At 45.0% G+C, this 23,372-nt stretch carries 17 protein-coding genes; 14 read left to right on the top strand and 3 right to left on the bottom strand.

Features of this window, described 5'->3' with window-relative positions:
* Positions 1 to 14: 14 nt before the first annotated feature.
* Positions 15 to 941, top strand: a complete 927-nt coding sequence (gene citG / locus ACUALS_RS17095) for a triphosphoribosyl-dephospho-CoA synthase CitG (RefSeq protein WP_454450045.1) — start codon at positions 15 to 17, stop codon at positions 939 to 941.
* Between the two features lie 24 nt (positions 942 to 965).
* Positions 966 to 1,739: a DUF5718 family protein gene (locus ACUALS_RS17100; RefSeq protein WP_454449960.1), complete on the top strand. Its 774-nt coding sequence runs from the start codon at positions 966 to 968 to the stop codon at positions 1,737 to 1,739.
* Between the two features lie 60 nt (positions 1,740 to 1,799).
* Here the strand turns inward: ACUALS_RS17100 and ACUALS_RS17105 are convergent, their stop codons facing one another.
* Positions 1,800 to 2,075, bottom strand: coding sequence for a hypothetical protein (locus tag ACUALS_RS17105; RefSeq protein ID WP_005474527.1), 276 nt, complete (start codon positions 2,073 to 2,075; stop codon positions 1,800 to 1,802).
* A gap of 281 nt (positions 2,076 to 2,356) precedes the next feature.
* Here ACUALS_RS17105 and ACUALS_RS17110 point away from each other — a divergent pair, with 281 nt between their 5' ends.
* The gene (locus ACUALS_RS17110) at positions 2,357 to 4,357 is read left to right on the top strand and encodes a HAMP domain-containing methyl-accepting chemotaxis protein (protein WP_454449961.1); all 2,001 of its coding nucleotides are present in this window, start codon (positions 2,357 to 2,359) and stop codon (positions 4,355 to 4,357) included.
* Between the two features lie 282 nt (positions 4,358 to 4,639).
* The gene (gene fusA, locus ACUALS_RS17115) at positions 4,640 to 6,661 is read left to right on the top strand and encodes an elongation factor G (protein ID WP_454449962.1); all 2,022 of its coding nucleotides are present in this window, start codon (positions 4,640 to 4,642) and stop codon (positions 6,659 to 6,661) included.
* Between the two features lie 79 nt (positions 6,662 to 6,740).
* Here fusA and ACUALS_RS17120 read toward each other — a convergent pair whose 3' ends face one another.
* Positions 6,741 to 7,436 carry a VV20781 family protein gene (locus tag ACUALS_RS17120; RefSeq protein ID WP_005474567.1) on the bottom strand — a complete coding sequence of 232 codons (696 nt, stop codon included), beginning with the start codon at positions 7,434 to 7,436 and terminating at the stop codon, positions 6,741 to 6,743.
* A 731-nt stretch (positions 7,437 to 8,167) separates the two neighbouring features.
* Between ACUALS_RS17120 and ACUALS_RS17125 the strand changes: the two genes are divergently transcribed.
* The 3 genes from ACUALS_RS17125 to ACUALS_RS17135 all read left to right on the top strand — a co-directional run bounded on the left by ACUALS_RS17125 (position 8,168) and on the right by ACUALS_RS17135 (position 12,348).
* Positions 8,168 to 8,872 (top strand): response regulator transcription factor, encoded by a 705-nt coding sequence (locus ACUALS_RS17125; RefSeq protein ID WP_005474552.1) that lies wholly within the window; start codon positions 8,168 to 8,170, stop codon positions 8,870 to 8,872.
* 26 nt (positions 8,873 to 8,898) lie between these two features.
* The gene (locus ACUALS_RS17130; protein WP_052237890.1) at positions 8,899 to 10,224 is read left to right on the top strand and encodes a sensor histidine kinase; all 1,326 of its coding nucleotides are present in this window, start codon (positions 8,899 to 8,901) and stop codon (positions 10,222 to 10,224) included.
* 363 nt (positions 10,225 to 10,587) lie between these two features.
* Entirely contained in the window at positions 10,588 to 12,348 is a 1,761-nt protein-coding gene (locus tag ACUALS_RS17135) for a hypothetical protein (RefSeq protein ID WP_454449963.1), read from the top strand.
* A 71-nt stretch (positions 12,349 to 12,419) separates the two neighbouring features.
* Here ACUALS_RS17135 and ACUALS_RS17140 read toward each other — a convergent pair whose 3' ends face one another.
* Positions 12,420 to 13,142 (bottom strand): TetR/AcrR family transcriptional regulator, encoded by a 723-nt coding sequence (locus ACUALS_RS17140; protein WP_005474588.1) that lies wholly within the window; start codon positions 13,140 to 13,142, stop codon positions 12,420 to 12,422.
* Positions 13,143 to 13,326: 184 nt separating this feature from the next.
* Here ACUALS_RS17140 and ACUALS_RS17145 point away from each other — a divergent pair, with 184 nt between their 5' ends.
* From ACUALS_RS17145 to phaC, 7 genes are all read left to right on the top strand, one after another.
* A complete protein-coding gene (locus ACUALS_RS17145; protein ID WP_052131307.1) occupies positions 13,327 to 14,403 on the top strand; it encodes an efflux RND transporter periplasmic adaptor subunit in 1,077 nt (358 codons plus the stop codon).
* A gap of 1 nt (position 14,404) precedes the next feature.
* Positions 14,405 to 15,460: an efflux RND transporter periplasmic adaptor subunit gene (locus tag ACUALS_RS17150; RefSeq protein ID WP_454449964.1), complete on the top strand. Its 1,056-nt coding sequence runs from the start codon at positions 14,405 to 14,407 to the stop codon at positions 15,458 to 15,460.
* Complete coding sequence (locus ACUALS_RS17155; protein WP_454449965.1) at positions 15,457 to 18,516, top strand: efflux RND transporter permease subunit; 3,060 nt, start codon at positions 15,457 to 15,459, stop codon at positions 18,514 to 18,516. Before ACUALS_RS17150 ends, ACUALS_RS17155 begins: the two co-directional genes overlap by 4 nt.
* 614 nt (positions 18,517 to 19,130) lie before the next feature.
* Positions 19,131 to 19,871, top strand: a complete 741-nt coding sequence (locus ACUALS_RS17160) for an SDR family oxidoreductase (protein ID WP_454449966.1) — start codon at positions 19,131 to 19,133, stop codon at positions 19,869 to 19,871.
* 10 nt (positions 19,872 to 19,881) lie between these two features.
* Positions 19,882 to 21,090: an acetyl-CoA C-acetyltransferase gene (locus ACUALS_RS17165; RefSeq protein WP_454449967.1), complete on the top strand. Its 1,209-nt coding sequence runs from the start codon at positions 19,882 to 19,884 to the stop codon at positions 21,088 to 21,090.
* 60 nt (positions 21,091 to 21,150) lie between these two features.
* Positions 21,151 to 21,498, top strand: a complete 348-nt coding sequence (locus ACUALS_RS17170) for a phasin family protein (protein ID WP_005474523.1) — start codon at positions 21,151 to 21,153, stop codon at positions 21,496 to 21,498.
* A 58-nt stretch (positions 21,499 to 21,556) separates the two neighbouring features.
* Positions 21,557 to 23,329 (top strand): class I poly(R)-hydroxyalkanoic acid synthase, encoded by a 1,773-nt coding sequence (phaC, locus tag ACUALS_RS17175; RefSeq protein ID WP_454449968.1) that lies wholly within the window; start codon positions 21,557 to 21,559, stop codon positions 23,327 to 23,329.
* Positions 23,330 to 23,372: the final 43 nt, after the last annotated feature.

The raw sequence follows: 23,372 nt of genomic DNA on the forward strand, positions 1-23,372 counted from the left end.
CCCTAGAATGGCTGATGGACGATTGCAGCCTATACGAGCCTGATGTCACAGGGCGAGCGCGACTCAATATCTGCGTCTTGGCGGGCAACCTTGCTTACCATGCGATGATGCTAGAAGTTCACTTAACACCCAAGCCCGGGTTGGTGGATTGCGCTAACTCCGGGGCGCACAGTGACATGGATCTTAAGACGTTTGTTGCCAGTTGCGATGTACTTCGCCCCTACATGAAAGAGTTTGTCCGAGCAGGGTACCAATCGGCATCTCTACACGCTCGCGATCTCCTTGAGCCGCTGCGCAGAGTGGGGTTAAGCGCTGAAATGGCAATGAATCATGCGACCCAAGGTGTGAATACTCATAAAGGTATGATTTTTACCTTGGGTGTCATTTGTGGTGCGGTCGGTTGGCTTCATCGCAAAGGCATCAGTTACGATTCAAAACGGGTTCGCGCCGTTATCAAAGAGTGCTGCTCTGGATTGGTTCAAGAGCAACTAAGGATGATGTCAGGCGAGCCTAAAACCGCGGGTGAGCGATTGTTTGTTCAATATGGCTTCACTGGCATTCGCGGCGAAGCGCAGCAAGGCTATCCGACCATCTTTAATCACGGGTTGCCCGCCTATCATCATTCGATCCATCGCGGTGAGTCGGAAGAGAAAGCACTCAGCATCGCGTTGCTGGCTTTGATGGCAAACAATCAAGATACCAATGTGGTTAACCGTGCAGGGCTGCCGGGGCTCAAATTTGTCAAAGCGCAAGCCAAGCAGATTCTCGCCTCTCCGATAACCACACACCAAGAACTGGAAAGTCATCTTCAATCACTGGATGAACGCTTCATCAAACGCAACATTAGCCCCGGAGGCAGTGCCGATCTATTGGCCGCCACTTGGCTTTTGGCACAGTTGGACATTTGTTCGCAAGTGCTGATCAACAAGCAACTCTCATAACTCTAAAATAACTAAGGTAAAGTCATGTTAAGTCTCGGAATTATTGGAAACTTTTCCGGTCACCTAAGCGGAGCTGAAAACGTTGAAGAAAATGCATTACCAAATGGCATTTTTGTCATCGACTGCTCGCAAGATCATACGATTACGTCAGGACCTTCGCTCTCATACCCAACTCAGGGTAGTAACGTCGACATAGAACCCGAGTTTGTGCTGCGGTGTCAGGTGGAATATCAAGACCAAAAAGTCCACTCCCTGATGACCACCCACATCTCCATCGGCAACGATGTGACCATTCGAAATCTCGCTGGAAGTACGAAAATTTCACAGCGAAAGTCATGGGGGAAACACTCAAAAGGCATCAACCGTCATTGGTGGAATGTATCGCGGTTGTCACCGGCAAACTATGATGAAAACATTAAACTGGTCTCTTATATTGAGCGTGACGGTCACCTTCACTTGGCGACGCCATCAGTAAGTTGTACCGAATTGAAGGTTTTTTACTGTCACTTAATGGCTTGGATGGTGGGAAGAATTAATCACCAAGCTGACGAAGGAATGTACGAAGAAATCTTGCCTAAGCTGAGGGCGCTTGGCTACCCCAAAGAGCTGATCCTTTATACTGGCGCGCCAAACTACACAGAGTGGGGAGAAGCGCACTTTTTAGAGCCCAATGATAAAGTCCACATTGCGGCATATAACGCACGTTTGATCGATGAAGCCATCGTTGAGGAGATGTTTCGTCGTGAGCAACTGATGAACTCTGACGCAATCCTATCATTTACTCAAATCGTGAGATAAAAAAAGAGCAATGACAAAAACGTGGTCATTGCTCGAGTTCCAACAAAATCCCTACAAATCCTATAAACTTAGCTCTGTTGGAACGATACTGGCACCATCATCAATCTCAATTTGGCTGACGAAGCTATTGCTGTGTTCCGCACACAATGGCACAACAAACAGCGCCCTTTGGCAGAAAGAGGATTGAGTAACTAGAACCCCATGTTGATGCTGTTTTGTGCAGTTTCTCTCTGCGCAGTAATGATAATCTTGTTCAGAAAAGTGTTTCCAATAACTCAGCCAATTTTGTTTTGATTCTTCACTGAGCTTATCGCTGAATGCATTCGTTACTATCATGTCGCTACCTCGCTGTTTAGCTTTAACTACATAGTAAATCTGTGGTGGTAGCAGAGTTTTGAATTAACCCTCATGTTGCTGAGGGAATAATGTCGTTATTGGCACAAATGAACTTAATTCTGTTTAAAAGTAGGCGTATGTGGGAAATGCAGTCACTTTGACCGACGCTAGCTCAAAGCGGGAAGGATTCATGCAAAAGTTTATTTTATTGTTTTACAAATGTTTAACATTGATAGCCAAAAAGCTATAGTTAGGGAGCCATTAAACTAGGAGTTATTAGGATGAAACTCTCGATATCAGGGAAGCTACAGTTCAGTTTTCTGTCGCTTGCAGTACTTTTTATCGTTTCAGCGCTTTTTGTTTACCGCAGTGTTAACACGGTAGAGTTGCACACCGAGTCGTTGCTCAAGTCCGATTTACCCACCGTCGATACGGGGCGTTCAATTCAGCAGTCGTTGCAAGCCACCATTTCTACCCTACGCGCCTACATGTTGCTCGGCGGTGATGAAGCGCTTGGTGAGCAACAAAAAACACAGCTAGATGCCGTGATCTTAGAGGTGGAAGAGAGTCTGCCTAAACTTGAAGTTTTGCTCGAACAGCAAGCCTATCAACAGATTCAGGTGCGTTGGCAAACACTCAAACAACTGGTGTTAGAGATAGCAGCACTCAGCCATTCTGACGAGAACTTACCCGCGCATTCCCTGTTTTTAAATGAAGCCGCCCCAATTGCTGAAGTTGCATTGGATCAAATCCAAGGCTTAATCAACGACGAGGCGGGGAATAAAGAAGGCGGAGATAGAAAGCGCTTGTTTCGTCTTTACGCCGACAGCTATACCTCACTTGCTAATGCGCTTTCATCAATGCGTGACTTCCTCCAATATGGCAAGCCGGAACACTTAGAAAAGTATCAAGATCTTCTCAAATCTCACGACAAGTTTGTGGCAGAAATTGATTCCAAGAAAGCGTTGTTATCTGACAGCGATTTAAGTTTGTGGTCACTGTTTAAAGAAATGCAGCAGCTTTACCTGCCGATAGCCCAGCAAGTGATAGAGTTGCGAAAAGCGCCAAACTGGAATATGGCGAATCAGAAAATGGCTGCGGAGCTGATTCCCGCAGTCGAGGGGTTAAATGGCTCGCTAGAAGCCTTGATCGTTCGCCAGCAAAATCAAGCCGATTCTAGTGGCGTTGGAATCTTTAGCTCGGTGTCTACCGTGGTTCAGCTGTTGTTTGGATCGGCTGTTGTGATTGTGCTGGTGGCATTAACCGTCTCAACTTATATGGGTAAGAGTATTGGCCGACGTGTCGCCATTGTGTCGCAGCGTGCTCAAGCGATTGCCAAGGGGGATGTCTCTCAAGCGAAACTTGCGGTGGATGGCAATGATGAGTTATCAAGCCTGACTCGCTCTATTAACCAGATGAACGATGCGCTCTCAAACATTGTTCGTGGAGTGACGAACAAAGCCCAAATCGTGACGGAAAGCATGACAACGCTTCAAGAAGCGAACAGCAACACTTCTTCACAAGTTGAGCAGCAGATGTCGACCATGTCACTTGTGAGTGAGCAAGTGTCAGACGTCAGTCATTCGGCGGCAGATACGGCCAACCATGCTAAGTTGTCGGTCGATAATTTGTCTGAGTCGAAAAGCCAAATTGAGGTCGGATCGCGAGCGCTTGAGCAAAACAGACAAACGGTAACGGCTTTGCATCAAACGATCGAGAAAGCGAGTGTGCAAGTAGCCGAACTGAGCAAAGAGAGTGAGGCGATTGGTCGTGTGACAGAAGTTATCGAAGGGCTTGCTGAGCAAACCAATCTGCTTGCGTTAAACGCTGCCATTGAAGCGGCGCGTGCAGGCGAGTATGGACGAGGTTTCGCGGTCGTTGCTGATGAAGTCCGTTTACTTGCAACACGAACGACGGAATCAACCACGGAAATCAATAACATTGTTCATGCGATTCAATCGTCTACCGCGGCAGTAGTAAGCGAAATCGACAGCAGCAAAGTGCTAGCAGAGGATGGCGCATCGCATACCGAGCAAGCCTACGGCATGTTAAATGCGACCACAGAGAAAATCGAGCAGTTGAACGAACAGATGAACGACTTGCTTCATTCTGCTGAAATGCAATCGAAAGCAACGCAAGAAATTCACTCATTAATGTCGCAAGTGAATCAATCCGTAGAAGGCGTTGCCAACATTTCCAGTTCTTCAAATCAGGTCTCACAGCAAGTGACTGAGCAAGTAAGAGAATTGAATCAGGAAATGGCGCAATTCAAAATTGCCTAATCCCAGCAAGTACGAAAGCCGAACACCGAAACTTTGATGGAGTTCGGCTTTTTTATACTTGCTCATAAATTAGACGGCTAGGATTCGCCTCGCATGAAATAAGTCACAAAATAAATATGGTTATTATTGCATTCTAAACACTCTATCGCCCACATGGAGTGCTTATGCATAGAGTCATCCGAAAAATGACCTGGAAGACGACACGGCGGTAATCCCGCCAAACTCCAACGCAGTTCGTGACCTTATCGGTTATTCCACCACGTTACTTTGCTAGGAGGCTCTATGCCTATCAATAAGATTCGCAACATCGCTTTTGTCGGCCAAGCAGGCTGTGGCAAAACGACACTGATTGAAAAACTACTCTTCGCTTGCCAAGAAACCACCCAATTGGGCAGTGTTGAAAAAGGCGACACGGTTACCGATTTCGATCCTCAATCCATCCAATACCAACACAGTATCGAGGCGACACCCGTTGCATTAAGTTGGCAAAAGCATCGACTCAATATCATTGACACTCCGGGACAAAATGAGCTTTTGGGTCGAACATTGAGTATATTCCCCGCCGTTGAAACCAGCGCACTGGTTATTGATCCAAAAATGCCCCTCAATCAAACCTCCGATCGCTTGTTTGAGTTTGCGCGTGAACAGGGAAAATGCCAGATGATCATCATCAACAAGATAGACAGTGCCGAGAGTGAGCTGTCTCAGATCATGGCGTTGATTCAACAACAGTTTGGTGAGCATTGCCTGCCGATCAATTTACCCTCACAAGATTCGAACGATGTGGTGGATTGTTACTTTGCGCCTCAGACTGACCAACTTACCTTGTTTAGTGATGTAGAATCCGCCCACGAGACGTTAATCGACCAAGTGATTGAAGTCGACGAAGACTTGATGGAAATCTACCTTGAGCAAGGTTCTGCGCTCACACCAGAGCAGCTCCATGACCCATTTGAAGAGGCGCTGCGAACAGGTCATGTGATACCGGTGTGTTTTGTTTCTGCTGAGTCGGGGGCTGGGGTCGAATTGTTGCTGCAAACCTTAAGTGAAATCATGCCGATGCCCAATGAGGGTAATCCTCCATTACTTGAGAAAGCGGGTAAGCAGATCAAAGTGAACTGTGAAACGCTAGAACACAGTGTCGCGCATGTTTACAAGGTGAGTGTCGACCCGTACTTGGGCAAACTGGCGTATATTCGTGTGTACCAAGGGGAAATTAACACCGGATCTCAACTTTTCATTGGCGATGGTAATAAACCGTTTAAAGTCGGTCACTTGTATCAGCTTCAAGGAAAAGAACGCCACGAAATATCCAAAGCGCTCGCTGGAGACTTATGTGTCTTAGCCAAGGTGGATGAGTTGGAGTTTGATTCTATCGTGCATGACTCCCATGACGAAGATGGCGTCAGTTTGAAAACCCTCCACCTCCCAGATTCAATGTACTCACTGTGCCTAAAACCTATCAAGCGTGGCGACGAACAAAAGTTGTCTGATGTTTTACACAAGATTGCCAGTGAAGACCCTTCTCTGCGTATTGAACATCGCGCGAGAACAAACGAAACGATCATCAGCGGACAGGGGGAATTTCATCTTAAGGTGGCGCTAGAGAAGATGGTCAGCGTTTACAAGCTGCACGTTGAAACAAGCCAACCGAGTGTCGAATACTTTGAGACGATCACCAAACCAGCGGAAGGGCATTATCGCCACAAAAAACAAAGTGGCGGCGCGGGTCAGTTTGGGGAAGTGAAATTGACCGTTGCACCATTAGAACGAGGTGCGGGATTTAAGTTTGTCAACAAAGTGGTGGGTGGTGCTATACCAACGGCGTTGATTCCTGCTGTCGAGAAGGGGATTCGCCAGGCTCTCGAAGAAGGTGCGATATCTGGCAACCCGATCAAAGATATTGAAGTGACGGTCTTTGATGGCAAATACCATTCGGTCGATTCTAAAGAGATCGCGTTCTTAATTGCGGGCAAAAAAGCGTTTCTTGATGCTGTGTTAAAAGCCGATCCCATCGTGTTAGAGCCGATTGTCCAGATGGAGCTGCTCATTCCGACGGCGAATGTCGGCGATGTTTCGGGTGATTTGTCAGGGAATCGTGGCTTGATAGAGGGCGCAGATTCCGCAGGTAACCAATTCACACTGCTTAAAGCAAAATCGCCAATCAACGAGTTACAAGATTACGCGAGACGTTTGAGAGCCTTAACGGGAGGTGAGGGGAGTTTCAGTATGACGCTTAGCCATTATGAGCCAGCACCGACGTCGGTGCAGGATAAAGTGTGCAGTGAAGCATCAGACGCTTAACTGTTCTTCGGGCTAAAAAGCAAAAACCAGCTAACATGTTAGCTGGTTTTTTTATTCAATCTTATCGTTTGTTACGGGTTTACTCTGCAGGTCTCCAGCTAAGCGCACTTGCGATAGCGCCAACGGCCAACACATCGCGCTGCTCTTGAGTCATTTCAGGTAACCACTGTACCGTTAGAACACCGTTTGTTTGAACGGCTGCGACTTCTTTGCCGTTAAGTTTGAAGCTGTAACCTAATGGGTTTTCAAGAGGCATCATTAGGTTAGGGGCAGTATGAACTGTCTCTACATCGAAACGTTTACCGTTAACAACGATGTGACCTTTCTCTTTTTTCGCCGTGCCGAAATCGATCATCTTCTCTTCGCCTGCAATGGTGAAGTTGCCCACAGATTGACCTTTCGAAGTAATGTCACATGTGTAAGGAGCGTTGCCACCAAATTGCATCATGCCTACGCTAACCGAAGTGCCACCGCCAGAGCAGCTCAGAATCCAAGATTCACCGTTATCTTTACGGGTGATTTCTGCGCCCATTGAGCCATCTTTAGTCGACACTGTGTTAAACCAAGTCGATGATGAGGCATCACGAGAGTATTTACCTTCGTATAGACCACCGAGTGTAAACTCACCGTCGCCACCAAGGCCCCAAAGGTCACCGTCTGTTTTAATCAGCATCTCTGGTTGAGCTTTCACTGCCTCAGACTTGTCCATAATGGCAAGGCTACCACATGCGCTAAGACCAAGAGCAGAAAGTAAAATCACGAATTGCTTTTTCATATTAGATTCCAATTAAGTGTTTGGGGCTGCTCCTGATAAGAGCAGTGACATTGATACCTATGAAGCCGTCATTCATCTCAACACAAATGTGATGTCATTGGAGGCGGCTTATCTGGTGGGGAATAGTATTGACAGAAGAGATAATTGGCAATTATTCATCAGGATGCGTATTGGTCTAATTGTCGTGATTGTAAGTAACAAAAGTGGTTTTATTACATCTCTATAACGAATTATCGACTGAATTTGATGGGTTTTGCGGTAGTTATTAACTATTTGCGACGAATCCTCTGGTTATCGCTCCTATTTAAGGTGTTTAAATACGGTAAATCGGTTTATGTAAGTGTTTGTAAGGGGTTTAGCCATCATTTGTAAGCAAATATTCGACAATTTATTGTCTCATTGGTGAGAATAAAAAACGTAAAAATAGAGCTACAGTGCGAGTAAACGGCCTCAATTAATCACAATGTAAACATACTGTTTTTCTTTTGTGTTCATATGTTTTGCCAATTGATCTGTTTTGGTGATGAGTGGCGTTTGTTTTATTAATTTAAATAATTAACCATCCATTTTAAAGGTGCGTCATGTTGTAAGTTGTTGCATTTACAAGTGATGTTGGTCGGGTTGTGTAAGGGATTCCTTACTTGAGATATTACTGGCGTCTATGGGTTGTTTTGATACGTCTATTGTTTGCTATATACTGCGCGCAAATGTCAATGTGGGAGTATAGGTAGATGAATTCAAAGATTTTATTGATCGAGGATGATAGGGATATCTCTCAACTGACCAAAATGTACTTAACAGCAGAAGGTTACGAAGTCGAAGCGATAGAGGATGGTTCAATAGCGATTGATAAAATCCAAGAATATAAGCCAGATCTCGTGCTTTTGGATTTGATGTTGCCGGGTAAGTCGGGAGCCGAAATCTGCAATGAGGCTCGTCAGTTTTATACGGGCATGATCATGGTGTTAACGGCAGCAGAAGACGAAATGAGCGAAGTCAGTCTGTTTAAGTTCGGTGCCGATGACTATGTGACGAAGCCGGTAAGAGGTCATATTTTAGTGGCGCGCATCGAAGCTTTGATGAGGCGCTATCAAAGGCAGCAGAAATTAGAGCAAGTTAGTCACGTTTCAGATGCTCACGGCATTGTCATTAACAGTCAAAACCAAACCGCTTATTACAACCAAAAACCAATCAGCCTCACCAACTCTGAATTTGAAATCCTACAACTCTTGATCGAAAACGCTGGCGAAACCGTCTCTCGCGAACATTGCTGTCGCCTTGCGCGAGGAATTGAGTACAACGTGAACAACCGCTCGATAGATATGCGAGTATCAGGTTTACGTAAGAAGTTGATTCAAGCCGAAGTGTTCACTGCAACGATCAAAACTATTCGCAACCAAGGCTATAAACTCGTGAGTAGCGCTGCATGCCAGTAGTTGCAAAAATGGCAAGGTCACGCTCTATGTTTACAAGTTTGTACACAGAGAGCTTGGTTGGGTTAGTGCTAACCTTTGTTGTATTTATGCATTTTGGGGCTGGATATTTACGTCAGGCAGATATTGATCTTTTTGTCGATGATGGGGTGCACCAAGCTCAGCGTTATGCAAACAGTCGTTACGAGCGACACGGGTTATATGAGCGCCTAAATCGCTTTAATGAACTCACGTTTTACGACTATACCTTGTCACTTCTTTCCAACTGGAATGAAGAGCAATCACTGTGTGACCGATGTACCATCCATTACAGCTCACAAGGCATCAAGGTCTACATTGATGAGTATGACCTGTTTCTCACCGCGCTACCCATTCCTAACTCTGATAAACATCTTGTTATCAGGCAGATCGATGACCCTTATGTCGATGCCATTCCTTGGTACGAAGATCGTGAAATTCACTTTATTGTTGCCCTTTTTGTCACGATGAGCGTCGCTCTAGGGTTGTTTATCTATTTACCGGTGTACCGTGTGAATGCTCGCCTCAATCAACTGATCGAAACGCAAGAGCGTTTTGGTCGTGGCGAACTTAGCGTACGCTCAGAGCCCTATCAAATGTCACCGGTTAAAGAGGTGTCAGAAAGCTTCAATGAAATGGCTGAAGACATAGAGCGACGCGTAAAACAAAGTCATGTCTTCGCACACGCGATCCCTCATGAGTTGCGAACCCCTTTAAGCAGAATCCAAATGGCCTGCGATTTAGCGAGGAGAAAAGATTGCCAAAATCGCGAGCAATTGTTCGATAACATTGACGATTACATTGAGGATATTGCGGATCTCACGTCCGATATTTTGCAGCTTTCAAAATTGAACAATCGGGTAGGTCTTAAGGATCAAACTGAAATTATTGCCATCTCGCTAAAGCAGTTTTGTCGAGACCGACTTAGCATGATCGCTGGCTGTGAAACCCGGCTACATCTCGACCCGGATATGCTCTTCGATGAGGTGTCGCTCCCTACGGCACTGGCCAAGTTGGTGTTGGATAATTTAATCAAGAATGCAGAGCGATACGGTAATGGTATTGTGGAAGTATCACTGCATGAGTACCCCACATGTTGGACTATTGATGTTGAGGACAATGGCCAAGGAATCCCAGAAGATAAACGGGAAGAGATATTTTTGGCGTTTGCTCGCTTAGATAAAAGTAGGAATGCCAATGATGGTGGTTTTGGTTTGGGGCTTGCCATCGCCAATAACGCTGCAAGGATCTTAAACTGGACGATTTCTGTCGACCAAAGTCACTTAGGTGGTGCTCGATTTACCATTATTGTCCCAAAAGAAAGCAAGCCAGTTTGACCTCTTAGAATCAGACTTATTCCAAGCTCTTTAGCGAATCACCTTCTTATTTCATCACCTTCGCGCTGAACTGTTTTTTCAGCGCGAGAGTTTATTTCACTCGCTTGTGATTAGTATTTAATAGTGAGTTATCGAACCTAAACCTTATCAATAAATTAAACGTAATTGTTTAATAATTAGCAAAAATGGCTTTCCCTTTTTTCCATTAGTTCCATCGCTTATAAGCCATTTTGTAATGCCTTGTAAGGGAGAGAGGCTTATTATTGTTTCAACGTAATTGAATGTAAGCAACGCTATTAACTGATGAACTAATTCTAATGAGTCTTTGTCATACTGCCGAACTTATTAAGTAGGGATATAACAATGAAAATGAAATTGGCTCTGTTAAGCGTTGCTATTTTGGCTGGGTGTAATAATGGTGGCGGGAATTCCAAACCAACTAAACACAATGCAAAAAAATCGGTGTTTCAATCTGTGTGTAGCGAACAACTCGACCCAGGTGAACAAGCGTTAACATTCACGGTCAATGGGACAACCGCAGATTTATCCGGGACGATATGTAGTGGTTCTCCACAAGCTTTTGCTGAAATGATGAATACTCACAAAAATGTATCGCTTCTCAACTTTGTCAAAATTGAAGGTTCGATTAACGACAACGCAAACTTAATTTTGGCAAGGCAGGTGAGAGCGAAGAACTTAGATTCTGTCATCAAATCATCGGGTCATATTGCGTCGGGCGGGACGGATTTGTTTGTCGCTGGCGTCAAGCGCACCATCGTTCATGGTGCAAAGATTGGCGTGCACAGTTGGTCTAACGGTGACAAACAAGCAACGGACTATCCTAAGGATTCGTTAGTGCACCAACCCTACATCGACTATTACAAAGATATGGGGTTACCAAAACCAAGTGAATTTTATTTTTTCACTATTGAACAAGCCCCAGCAGACGGTATGCACTACATGAGCGAGGGAGAGTTAGAACTCTATGGGCTTGGCAAATACAATAAAGATCCGGAAACAGCATTGACGGATAATATTGATAAAATCATGCTCTCTCAAATTAGCAAGGCGACACAAATATTAAAGTCTGAGAAAGTTTGGTTCGATTATGGAAATTACTACGCGAATACGCCACTGTATATGTTGAAAGATGATGGGAGAGGTAATCCACAAAAAGCATATTTAATTAGATCGACCAAAGTCGGGGAAGACTATCAAAAGTTAGGACACAATGAAAACTTCGGATTAGACGTCTATCGATACGATACAAATATGCATCTTGCCGCTGATAAACTCAAGCCAGAAAATAGCGGAAATACGGCTTACGAATTTGATTACGAGTTTGAAGGTGTTAAATATTATCTTCAACGTTACATCGATAGTGAATTTATACACGATGGAGATACCAAACCCTATTCAATAGCGTTAAATGTGCATGAGATGTTCCATCACTATCAGGGAAAGCACGTGAAATATCCTGATTGGTACAAACAAGATATAAACAACTACCCATTAGATGCAAAACAAATCGAACTCAAGCTGATTACTCAGAAAATTTTCAGTGGTTTACCTGACAAATCATTGAGTAAAGAGGCGCTGAGAAAGAAACTTAGACAATACGTCGCGTTAACGCACAAGCAAATGGAGCTTGATTCGACAGGTCTTGTGAGAAACATGGGGCTAGGTCAGGAGTTGTTTGAAGGGGGAGCAAAGTACGTTGAAGTGACAACCGTCAATCATCTCGGGGATTTTGTCCAGACCTTCGTCTATGATGGATTCGATAAAATTGAGTTTGCTGACCATGATCAGGTCAAATGGCAGTACGCATGGGGAGTATTCTACGACACGGGCGCATCGGTCTTCTGGATTTTGAATGAGCTAGGCTACGATATGAGTAAGCTGTCGACGGGAACGGCTCCTTACTATGCAGCAGAGGCATTATTGGGTTCGTTTGATAAACAAGCGGTGTTAGATGATATCTACGCAAATGAAAACGTGTCTGGCTTCGCCGCGCTGGCAAACAAATTGGCCAACTTACCCAAAAAAGAGAAGCGTTCAGCTCGCCATAGCGAACATGACACTTTCTCTACTCGTGAGGCGATGATGAGTCTTCACCATCACTAATTTAGAGACGAAAAAGACGCTACCTGGTAGCGTCTTTTTTATGATGTTGCCAAATAAAATATGGCAGCCTATCAATCATTTTCTTGTTCGATAGGGCAAGATACCTCAAACACTAAATCTTCGACTTTACTCGGTGCTAACCTTTCTTCTTGTGGGATACTGAAGCGGCAAGCCATCATGTGATTGAACATGCCCCAATGGTTAAGTAAGCATTGGTCAAAATCTTTGGTTTCGTCTCGCCACGTTTCTACCATGAACGGCGCAAGGCTTGCAGCTGAATGAGCAAACATGATCATCTGCCATTTCACTTCCCAAATCTTCACGGGTGTCTCTGGGTACTGTTCATTGTACTCGTCAGCAATGCTGTTCACTAACGCCTCAATCTCGCCAGTGTTGTCGATAAAATAATCAAACAAAGCGTCTTCTTGGCGTACCGCATCGGCAATGAGCTGAATGGGTTGCTTAGCAATCAGCATGTGGGCAAGTAACCGTACCGAAAAAAGATACAGCTTTACATTCGCTTTTGCGTCTTTGGGAATGTTATCGAGAATGGTATGCAGATAGTTTTCCATATATTTGTGCAAACCATCGCTAATCGCATACCAAATCTGCTCTTTGCTACCAAAGTGGTGACGAATCAAGCTGTGTGACACGCCTGCTTTATCACTGATGTTTCGTAAAGAGACACGCTCATACCCCAGCTCGCAAAACAGCTCGGTAGCAACTCTCATGATTTCGCATTTTGTCTTCTCAGCGTCTTGTGCGCTACGGCGACCTTGTTTTCTTTCTACCATTTTCTCTATCAATCACTTGGGACGCGGTATTTCTACCAGAAATGGGCCGATATTTCATTAACTACGTGAGTGTTAATAGGAGCATAACAGAAATTTTTACTGCACACATGGAAAATAAATATTGAACTCAGTGATGAATTTAATATACTGCACACCTGTGCAATATGTAATTATGGGATTGGATATGATCATAAAATCGATAAATCGAAGGCAAGCAACGCATTGGTTTGCCTCGTTATTACTAGGCTCAATGCTCGTTGGTTGCAATCAAGCCAACTCTGAAATTGCCACACCGGTGATTACGCCAGTAAAGCTATGGCAAGTGCCTGAATTGAATGCGAGCGCACAGGATTCATTCATCGCAAAAATTGATGCGACCGACAGAGCGTCTTTGTCTTTCCAAGTGGCAGGGGAAATCGAATCTCTCAACGTGAAAATGGGAGCGAATGTCAGCAAAGGAGAAGTACTGGCTTTGCTTGAACCAAATGACTACCAATTGACGTTGGATGCCAAACGCGCAGAGTTTGAATTAGCCAAGACGGGGTTTGAACGCGCAAAACAGCTGTATAAGAAAAAGCTCATCAGTACCGACACTTATGACCAGTCGGAGACTCAGTACAAAGCTGCTCAGGCATCCCTAAAGCAAGCACAAGCTGATCTTAAATACACGAAGATTATTGCTCCGTTTGATGGCGTAATATCGATGACTTTCGCTAAAGAGCATCAAGTTGTAGCAGCTTCACAGCCAGTGCTCAATATCATCAATAACCAAGAGTTAGACGTTGTGTTTACCGTGCCTGTTTCATACGTTGAAGAAAACGGCTTAGAGAATATTGAGTTTTCTCCGCTGACCGTCACGATGGATAGCCGCCCCGAGCTCCACGTCCCTGCTGTATTCAAAGAGATATCGACTCAACCCGATCCTGACACCAACAGCTATACAGCGACCGTGACAATGGAACGACCGAAAACGATGAATTTACTCCCAGGAATGGCCGCGCAAGTCCATGCGTCTCATTCGCGCCAATCGACAGGTCTAAGTATTGCTGACAGTGCGTGGCTTGCCCGAACTGATCAGACGGGTGAACTGTTCTTGTTCGATCAGGTGACGGAAACAATCAGCCGAGTTGATGTTCAGTTCGACTCAAATGGCAAGCTCGTGTCTGGTCTGTCTGCAGGTGACCTCATCATAGAGGCGGGCGTCGACCGTTTGGTTGAGGGACAAAGGGTAAAAGCATGGACGAAGGAAGGGGGAATTTAACATGAAGTTTTCCAAGCTAGCAGTGTTAACCCTCACCGTTGCCACTTTGATGGGGTGCAAACCAGAGGTCGAGCATCGCAGCAAAAATGGCATGACGGTTGAAACATTCAATGTTCAAGCGCCCATTGCGACGCAACACCGGAGTTTCAATGGCCAAGTGGTACCGGCGGAGTTGACTCCGTTGGCGTTTCGTCTTGAGGGAGAAATGATCGGAATCATGGTGCAAGAAGGTGATCATGTTAAGAAGGGCCAAGTGATCGCCATGTTGGATGACAGCAAGCATCGCGAGAACCTCACTGATGCTCAAGCGCGTTTTGAGCTTGCTTTAAAGCAGTTCAAACGCGGTGAAGAGTTGCATGCGAGCAAGATGATATCTAAAGCGGAACTTGATCAGCTCCAAGCTAACTATAAGTTGGCCAATGCGCATCTCGGATTAGCCCAATCTCGGATCAGTTACACGCGGCTTAAGGCACCGTTTAGCGGCGTAGTCTCTAGTGTGATCAAACAAAAACATGAAGTTATCCAGCCTGGCGAGAGCGTCGCAACGGTTTATCGAAGTGATGATGTTTACGTCAAAGTGAGTGTTTCAGACTCAGTGCTTGCTATGTTGAGGCCACAAGTTGGATCGAGAGGTTACAAACCCAAAGCGACGTTTTCTGGACATGAAGGCGAGTATGAAATGCGTTACTTGGAGCATACCAGCGAACTCCATCCAGAGAGTCAAACCTATGAATTTTGGCTAACAATGCCTCAAGTAGAAGATGAAATTCTGCCTGGTACGGGCGCTAAGATTGCCGTGGACCTAATGGAAGCTGGACTGCAAATGTCTCAGGCTTATCAACTGTCGATAACTGCTATCGAAGCGGGAGAACAACAGCGCGAATTCTACGTGTGGAAACTTGAAAACAATAAAGTACACCGACATCAAATCACAGTTGATCAGATCAATGGCAAAGGCGCAGTTGTACTCGATGGCATTAAGCGTGGGGACGTACTGGTTAATTCGAGCCTACGGAAGCTCCGTGAAGGAATGGAAATAAAAGGAGCGCAGCTGTGAATATTGCTGAGTATTCAATCAAAAATAAAGTCATTAGTTGGCTGTTTCTCGTCATACTTGCGATTGGTGGATACACCTCATTTATGGACCTAGGTCGCCTAGAAGATCCGGCATTCACCATCAAAGACGCGATGATCATATCGACCTATTCGGGTGCAACCTCCCAAGAAGTTGAAGAGGAGCTAACTTACCCGTTAGAAAAAGAGATCCGTAAGCTCCCTTATGTAGACCGAATTACCTCGACTTCATCCAATGGAATGTCTCAAATCATGGTCAGTATGGAAATGGAATATGGACCGGATGAGCTCCCTCAAATATGGGATGAAATGCGTCGTAAGATAAACGATCTCCGGCCTAATTTGCCCAGCGGTGTGAACTCAATTCAAATCTTAGATGACTTTGGCGACGTGTACGGCATCATGCTGATGCTCACCGGCGAAGGATACGACTATATTGAGTTGAAACGATACGCTGACTACCTAAGCCGAGAGCTAGAACTGGTCGATGGTGTAGGTAAAGTTGCCATCGCAGGAGACCAACAAGAGCAGTTATTTGTTGAGATTTCATTGGAGAGATTGGCGGCATTAAACCTCGACATGAATACGGTCGTGGGGCTGCTGACACAGCAAAACAGCGTCCAATCTGCGGGCGAAGTGATGGTGAACGGTGAGTCGCTCACGATCCGCCCCAATGGCACAATGAATTCGGAGCAGCAGCTTCAAGACCTAATCATTCATGGTAGAGATACTGGTAATCTAATTCGACTTAAAGACGTTGCAACCATATCACGCGGGATTCAGGAGAAGCCGTCCAATATTGTCACTTATAACGGTAAGCCTGCGATAAACCTTGCGGTTTCCTTTGGTGCTGGGGTCAATGTTGTTGAAGTCGGAAAGAGCTTAGAGGCTAAAATCGCAAGCCTTGAAAACATCAAACCTGCTGGCGTCGAAATCAATTACTTTTACAACCAATCTGCAGAAGTCGACAAATCAGTCGATGACTTCATTGTGAGTTTAGGTCAAGCCGTTGGGATTGTGATCATCGTGCTACTGTTCGCGATGGGACTGCGCAGTGGCATTATCATCGGTGTCGTTTTGCTACTTACGGTATTTGGTACCTTCATCATGATGAAACAAAATGATGTCGAATTGCACCGGATATCGCTCGGCGCTTTGATCATCGCATTAGGGATGCTGGTCGACAACGCGATTGTGGTCGTAGAGGGGATACTGGTTGGCCTGAAAAAGGGGAAAACCAAACTTCAAGCTGCGGTTGATATCGTCAAGCAAACTCAGTGGCCTTTGCTTGGTGCCACCGTCATCGCGATTACCGCGTTTGCCCCTATTGGGTTGTCTGAAGACGCGACGGGTGAATTTATGGGCTCACTGTTTTGGGTACTATGCTATTCGCTATTTCTAAGTTGGATCACCGCCCTAACGCTTACGCCTTTCCTCGCGAACCTATTGCTCAAAGAAGAAAAGCAACAGGGTAATGTTGAGGTCGACCCCTATAAAGGTATGTTGTTTACTATCTTTGGATCCATCCTCAAGCTAGCCCTGCGTTTCCGTTGGTTGACCGTCGCGAGTATGGTGGGCTTACTTGTGGCTGCTGTAATTGGATTTGGCGCGGTGAAGCAGTCGTTCTTTCCACCGTCAAATACGCCTATGTTTTATGTCGACGTGTGGATGCCTGAAGGGACGGATATCCGACAAACATTGGCTGAGACTCAGAAAGTAGAGCAGTTCATCCGCGCGAAAGACAATGTTGATTTTGTTACTACCACGACTGGACAGGGTTTGCAGCGGTTCGCCTTAACCTATCAACCAGAAAAAAGCTATGAGGCGTATTCCCAAATTCAAGTGAGAACACATGACCGTGACGCCATGTTTGCGCTGCTTGAAGAGTTGGATTCCGAGCTTTCAGCTGAGTTTGTGCAGCCGACATTCCAGTTCAAACTGATGGAATTTGGGCCTTCTCCAGCATCAAAAATCGAGGCAAGAATTACTGGCGCCGATCCCCAAGTGTTACGCAATATCGCTGTTGAAATCGAGGATATTCTAAATGCCGATCCAGGCGCTCGAAACGTACGTCATGATTGGCGTGAAAGAACCAAAGAGTTGGTACCGCAATTCAATGAATCAAAAGCAAGACGTTTAGGCATCTCAAAACAAGAGGTTTCAGAAACGTTAAAAATGGCATTTGGGGGAACGCCAATCGGCCTTCTTCGAGATGGAACAACGATGCTGCCAATCATTGCTCGTTTACCAGAGCAAGAGCGAGTGGACTTTGAATCTATCGCTAACGTTAAGATTTGGAGTCCATCATTACAGACGTATATCCCCGTAGAGCAGGTGATTGATGGTGTTCAGCTTGAGTGGCAAGAGCCGTTGATTCAGCGCCGTGATCGAAAAAGAACTTTGACCGTTCTTGCCGATCATGACGTATTAGGAGATGAAACGGCAGCGAGTTTGTTCTCTCGTATTCGCCCTCAGGTAGAGGCACTCCCTTTACCGGAAGGTTATCAAATCTCATGGGGAGGAGAGTATGAATCATCCAAGGATGCTCAACAGGCATTGTTTGGCTCGCTCCCAATGGGATACTTGTTGATGTTTATTATCACCATGCTGTTGTTTAACTCGTTGAGAAAACCATTAGTGATTTGGTTTACTGTGCCGTTGTCGGTGATTGGTGTGTCAATTGGTTTGCTCGCGACCGATATGCCGTTTAGCTTCACCGCATTTTTGGGTTTATTAAGCCTAAGTGGGATGATATTGAAAAACGGAATCGTGCTATTGGATCAAATTAACATTGAGCTAGAAACAGGCAAAGATCCGTACTTAGCAGTATTTGATAGCGCGATTTCAAGAGTTAGGCCAGTCAGCATGGCAGCACTCACAACGATTTTAGGCATGATACCGTTGGTATTTGATGCTTTCTTTGGCTCTATGGCGATAACGATCATGGCTGGGCTTGGTTTTGCTACTGTGTTAACCCTAATTGTCGTGCCTGTCCTGTTTGCCATATTTTATCGAATCAAACCATCCACTGCCGGATAAATTCATGGAATGAATACCGATTCGTATTAAGCCAGCCCAGTCATTGACTGGGCTTTTTTATAATAACGACTTATTTTTCTCTTAGACCAAAGTATTAATAGGTTGAGTAAAACAATAAATAAGTTGATTCAGTAACTTATTTATAGAAATCATTCATTAATAACAAAACTCGCAGTTAATTCTGATACCAAGGTAGATATAGCTAATGACAAAAATGTAATAAATTCCACCATGAATAGCTCATGAGAATAGGATGTGAGAAATCAGCAGTCTGTTTAATGAAAATGCTCAAATTTGAGAAAAAAGGCGAAAAAACAGTAATTTAGAAACTACTGATAAAAGTGCCTTTATGAGTTAGCTCTTTAAAAACAATGACTTAGGAAGGGTTAACAACTATATAACATTTCATTCCTTATGAGACTTTGTTCAACTTTATGCATTTAATTTAAGAAATTATTTGAACTGTCATATTTTCAGTTTAGCTTTAATAAATAGAACGAGAGCGGGAAGTCTCTCCAATAATATTAATAACAACGTTGGTTGGTGCTATTTCTTAGCATCAAACGATAACCAAAACTTACTGTTAAAATTGCTGTTAAGAATGGAGTCTCTTAATGAAAAAAATCGCTTTGATCACTGGATCAAAAGGCGGAATCGGTTCTGCTATTTCCTCTCAACTTGTTGACGATGGCTATCGAGTCATTGCCACTTATTTCACCGGAAAATATGAGTGTGCCAAAAAGTGGTTTGACGAAAAAGGCTTTACACCAGAACAAGTGCGACTGTTCGAATTAGATGTCACGGACACAGCCCAGTGTGCTGAGCGACTAGCAACGCTCCTTCAAGAAGAAGGTACGGTTGATGTTGTCGTCAACAACGCGGGTATCACACGCGATGGCGTTTTCAAAAAGATGACAGCAGACGCATGGAAAGAGGTGATCGAAACGAACCTCAATAGTTTATTTAACGTCACTCAACCCGTTTTCGCTGCAATGTGTGAAAAGGGCGGTGGTCGTGTCATCAATATCTCTTCAGTGAATGGTCTTAAAGGTCAGTTTGGTCAAACAAACTACTCGGCAGCAAAAGCAGGGATGATTGGCTTTTCAAAAGCGCTGGCTGCCGAAGGGGCACGAAGTGGCGTGACAGTTAATGTTATCGCCCCAGGCTACACGGGCACCCCAATGGTTGAGCAGATGAAACCTGAAGTCCTTGACTCAATCAAAGCGCAAATCCCGATGCAACGCCTTGCGACCCCCGAGGAAATTGCCAAGTCGGTCTCTTTCTTAGTCAGTGATGCTGCAGCCTACATTACGGGTGAAACCTTGTCCGTCAATGGCGGCTTATACATGCACTAAGGAGTTGAACATGGAAAAAGTATACATCGTTTCGGCAAAGCGCACTCCGATCGGCAATTTTGGTGGCACGTTGAAAGACATCAGTGCCGGAAATCTTGCTTCAATCGCTATCAAAGCGGCGCTAAATGAAGCCAATGTTAATCCTGAAGTCATCGACGAAGTGATTGTTGGCAACGTGATTGGCGCGGGACAAGGCATGAGCGTTGGCCGTCAAGCATCAATTTATGCGGGCATTCCTGAAACCGTTCCAGCCTACACACTAAACATGGTGTGTGGCAGTGGAATGAAGACCGTCATGGATGCCGCGAGCCACATCAAAGCTGGTGACGCTTCTGTAGTGGTTGCGGCGGGTGTGGAAGTCATGTCGCAAATCCCTTTTACCGTATCCGGCAATATTCGCGACGGCCACAAAATGGGCAACATGGCGCTAACAGACTTGCTGATTAATGATGGCTTAACCGATGTGTTTAACCAATATCACATGGGTGTGACGGCAGAAAACATCGCTAAGCAAGTGGGGATCTCGCGAGAGCAACAAGACGAATATGCCTTAGCGAGCCAAATGAAAGCCGTAGCCGCGATTGAGGCGGGTAAGTTTAAAGATGAGATTGTTGCCGTTGACGTGAAAAAACGCCGCGAAACTATCGTCTTTGATACGGATGAATACCCGAAAGCGACTGCGACCTTAAGTGGATTAGAAAAACTGCGTCCTGCATTTGACAAAGAAGGGTCAGTGACCGCGGGCAACGCGTCAGGAATCAATGATGGCGCAAGCGCGGTTGTACTTGCGAGTGAGTCGGCAGTGAAAGATCTGGGCTTGCAACCTATCGCAGAGCTGGTGAGCTACGCGCAATCTGGTCTTGATCCAAAGATTATGGGATTAGGTCCTGTTGAAGCGGTATCGAATGCTTTGTTGAAAGCAGACTTAACCACTGATGATATCGACTTGTACGAACTGAATGAAGCATTTGCGGCACAAGCGCTCGGGGTTATTCATCAATTGGCAGACGAGCAAAATGTCTCTATCTCATCCATCTTGGATAAAGCCAATGTTAACGGTGGCGCTATCGCGTTAGGTCATCCACTGGGGGCATCAGGCAACAGAATACTGGTTTCGCTTATTCACGAACTCAACCGAAGTAAAGGCAATTATGGTGTCGCTTCACTTTGCGTTGGGGGTGGAATGGGCACTGCTGTTGTAATTAAATCAATTGCTTAACGCTACTAGTTAAGTGAACTGAATTCGTAATTAAATGGAATTAACTCAGGAGTAATACTCATGTATACCGATTTTTTCAAAACGTTTACCGATCAAACAGAAAAAGGCTTGGAGCCATACATCAAGTTCAACAAGCTTGTGACTAAAAATGTCGAAGTGCTAACAGAGCTTCAACTGAATGCGATTCGCACTTACAGCGAAATGGGTCTAACGCAGATGAAAGCAGCGAGCGAAGTGAAAGATGTTACCTCACTGACTGCTTTTAACGGTCAGCAACTGAACACGCTGACTAAGCTTTCTCAGCAAATGATCGATGACAGCAACAAGCTACAATCTATCGCTAAAGAGTTCAAAGAAGATGTTGAGCAACTCACAACGGAAAACCTTAAGACAGTGACTCCTGCATAACACTGTGATTTATTGCCGCCTTCAATGGCGGCTTTTTTCCGATCTTAGGAGTAATACTATGTATCAAAACTTCTTTTCGGACTACCTTGTTAAGCTCCAAGAAACCAATCAAAAGTGGTGGGAAGATCTAGAACAGAGCAGGGCAGCCGTAAACTCTCCCCTCAATAAAGCGATGCAGGAAGTCAATTTCGAAGATACGGCCAAATTATTTGAAAGCGCCGCCAATCAACCTGCTGCGCTGTTACAAATTCAAGCCGACTGGTGGCAGCAACAGCTTCAGATATGGCAAAACGTAGCGCTCGCGGGCAACACGAATGATGTAGTAACGCCTGAGCGTGGTGACAAGCGTTTTTCAAATGAAGAATGGCAGCAAGATGTGTTCTCTAACTTTATTAAACAGTCCTATTTGTTGTTTAGTAAAACGTATCTGCAAACCATTGATAGCATTGAAGGGCTAGATGAGAAAGCCAAAGAACGCATTAGCTTCTTTTCTCGTCAAGCGATCAATGCCTTGTCGCCAAGCAACTTTATCGCAACCAATCCAGAGCTGCTTAAGCTAACCTTGGAGCAGAATGGTGAGAACCTATTAACAGGGTTAGACCAACTTAAAGCAGATTTAGAATCGAGTGCGGATATTCTCAAAATTCGCATGACGAACAATAACGCGTTCAGACTAGGCGACGATGTTGCGAACACTGCAGGTGATGTCGTTTATAAGAATGAGCTGTTTGAATTAATTCAATACAAACCTCTAACTGAAACGGTCAACGCGGTCCCTCTGTTGATTGTCCCTCCTTTTATCAACAAGTACTACATCCTTGATCTTAGAGAAAAGAACTCAATGGTTCGTTGGCTCCTAGAGCAAGGACACTCGGTGTTCATGATCTCTTGGCGCAACCCAGGTGCTGAGCAACGCGACGTTGAGTTCGGTGATTATGTTACCGAAGGTGTAGCAAAAGCGGTCTCGGCTATTGAATCTATCACTGGCCAAGAGCAAATTAACGCCGCAGGTTACTGTATTGGTGGAACGGTGTTGGCAAGTACAGTGGCATATTATGCTGCGAAGAGAATGAAGAAACGCATTAAAAGTGCGACCTTCTTTACGACCTTGCTTGATTTCGCACAGCCAGGAGAAGTGGGCGCGTACATCAATGAAACCATTATCGATGCCATCACGCAGCAAAACGATGCTAAAGGGTATATGGATGGTCGCTCATTGAGTGTTACCTTCAGTTTGCTAAGAGAAAATAGCCTATATTGGAACTACTATGTAGACAATTACCTAAAAGGAAACAGTCCGGTAGATTTCGACCTGTTGTACTGGAATAGTGACAGTACAAACGTGTCTGCAGCAAGCCACAACTTCTTGCTACGAGAGCTGTATCTTCACAACAAGTTGGTGCAAGACAAAGGTGTTAAGATTGGAGGGGTATGGATTGACCTCAATAAAATCAAGATTCCGAGCTACTTTGTGTCAACCAAAGAAGACCACATCGCACTATGGCAGGGCACGTATCGAGGCGCGTTAAACGTAGGTGGTAATAAAACGTTTGTTCTTGGTGAGTCTGGACATATTGCTGGTATCGTCAATCATCCTGCTAAAGGTAAGTACGGTTACTGGACGAACGATAATCTTGATGACAATGCAGACGAATGGTACAGCAACGCCCAGCACACGGAAGGGTCTTGGTGGACACATTGGAACCAATGGTTGTTAAGTTTCAATCCAGAAGAACAGGTTGAACCCTTCCCTATAGGCAATGAGGATTTCCCGGTGATTGATACCGCCCCAGGCCAATACGTCAAGCAAGTACTCCCTATTCAAAGCTAACGTAATCACTCTTCCCCTAACTGTGTTAGGGGAATTTTTTATC

Source organism: Vibrio sp. NH-7, from assembly GCF_053643215.1.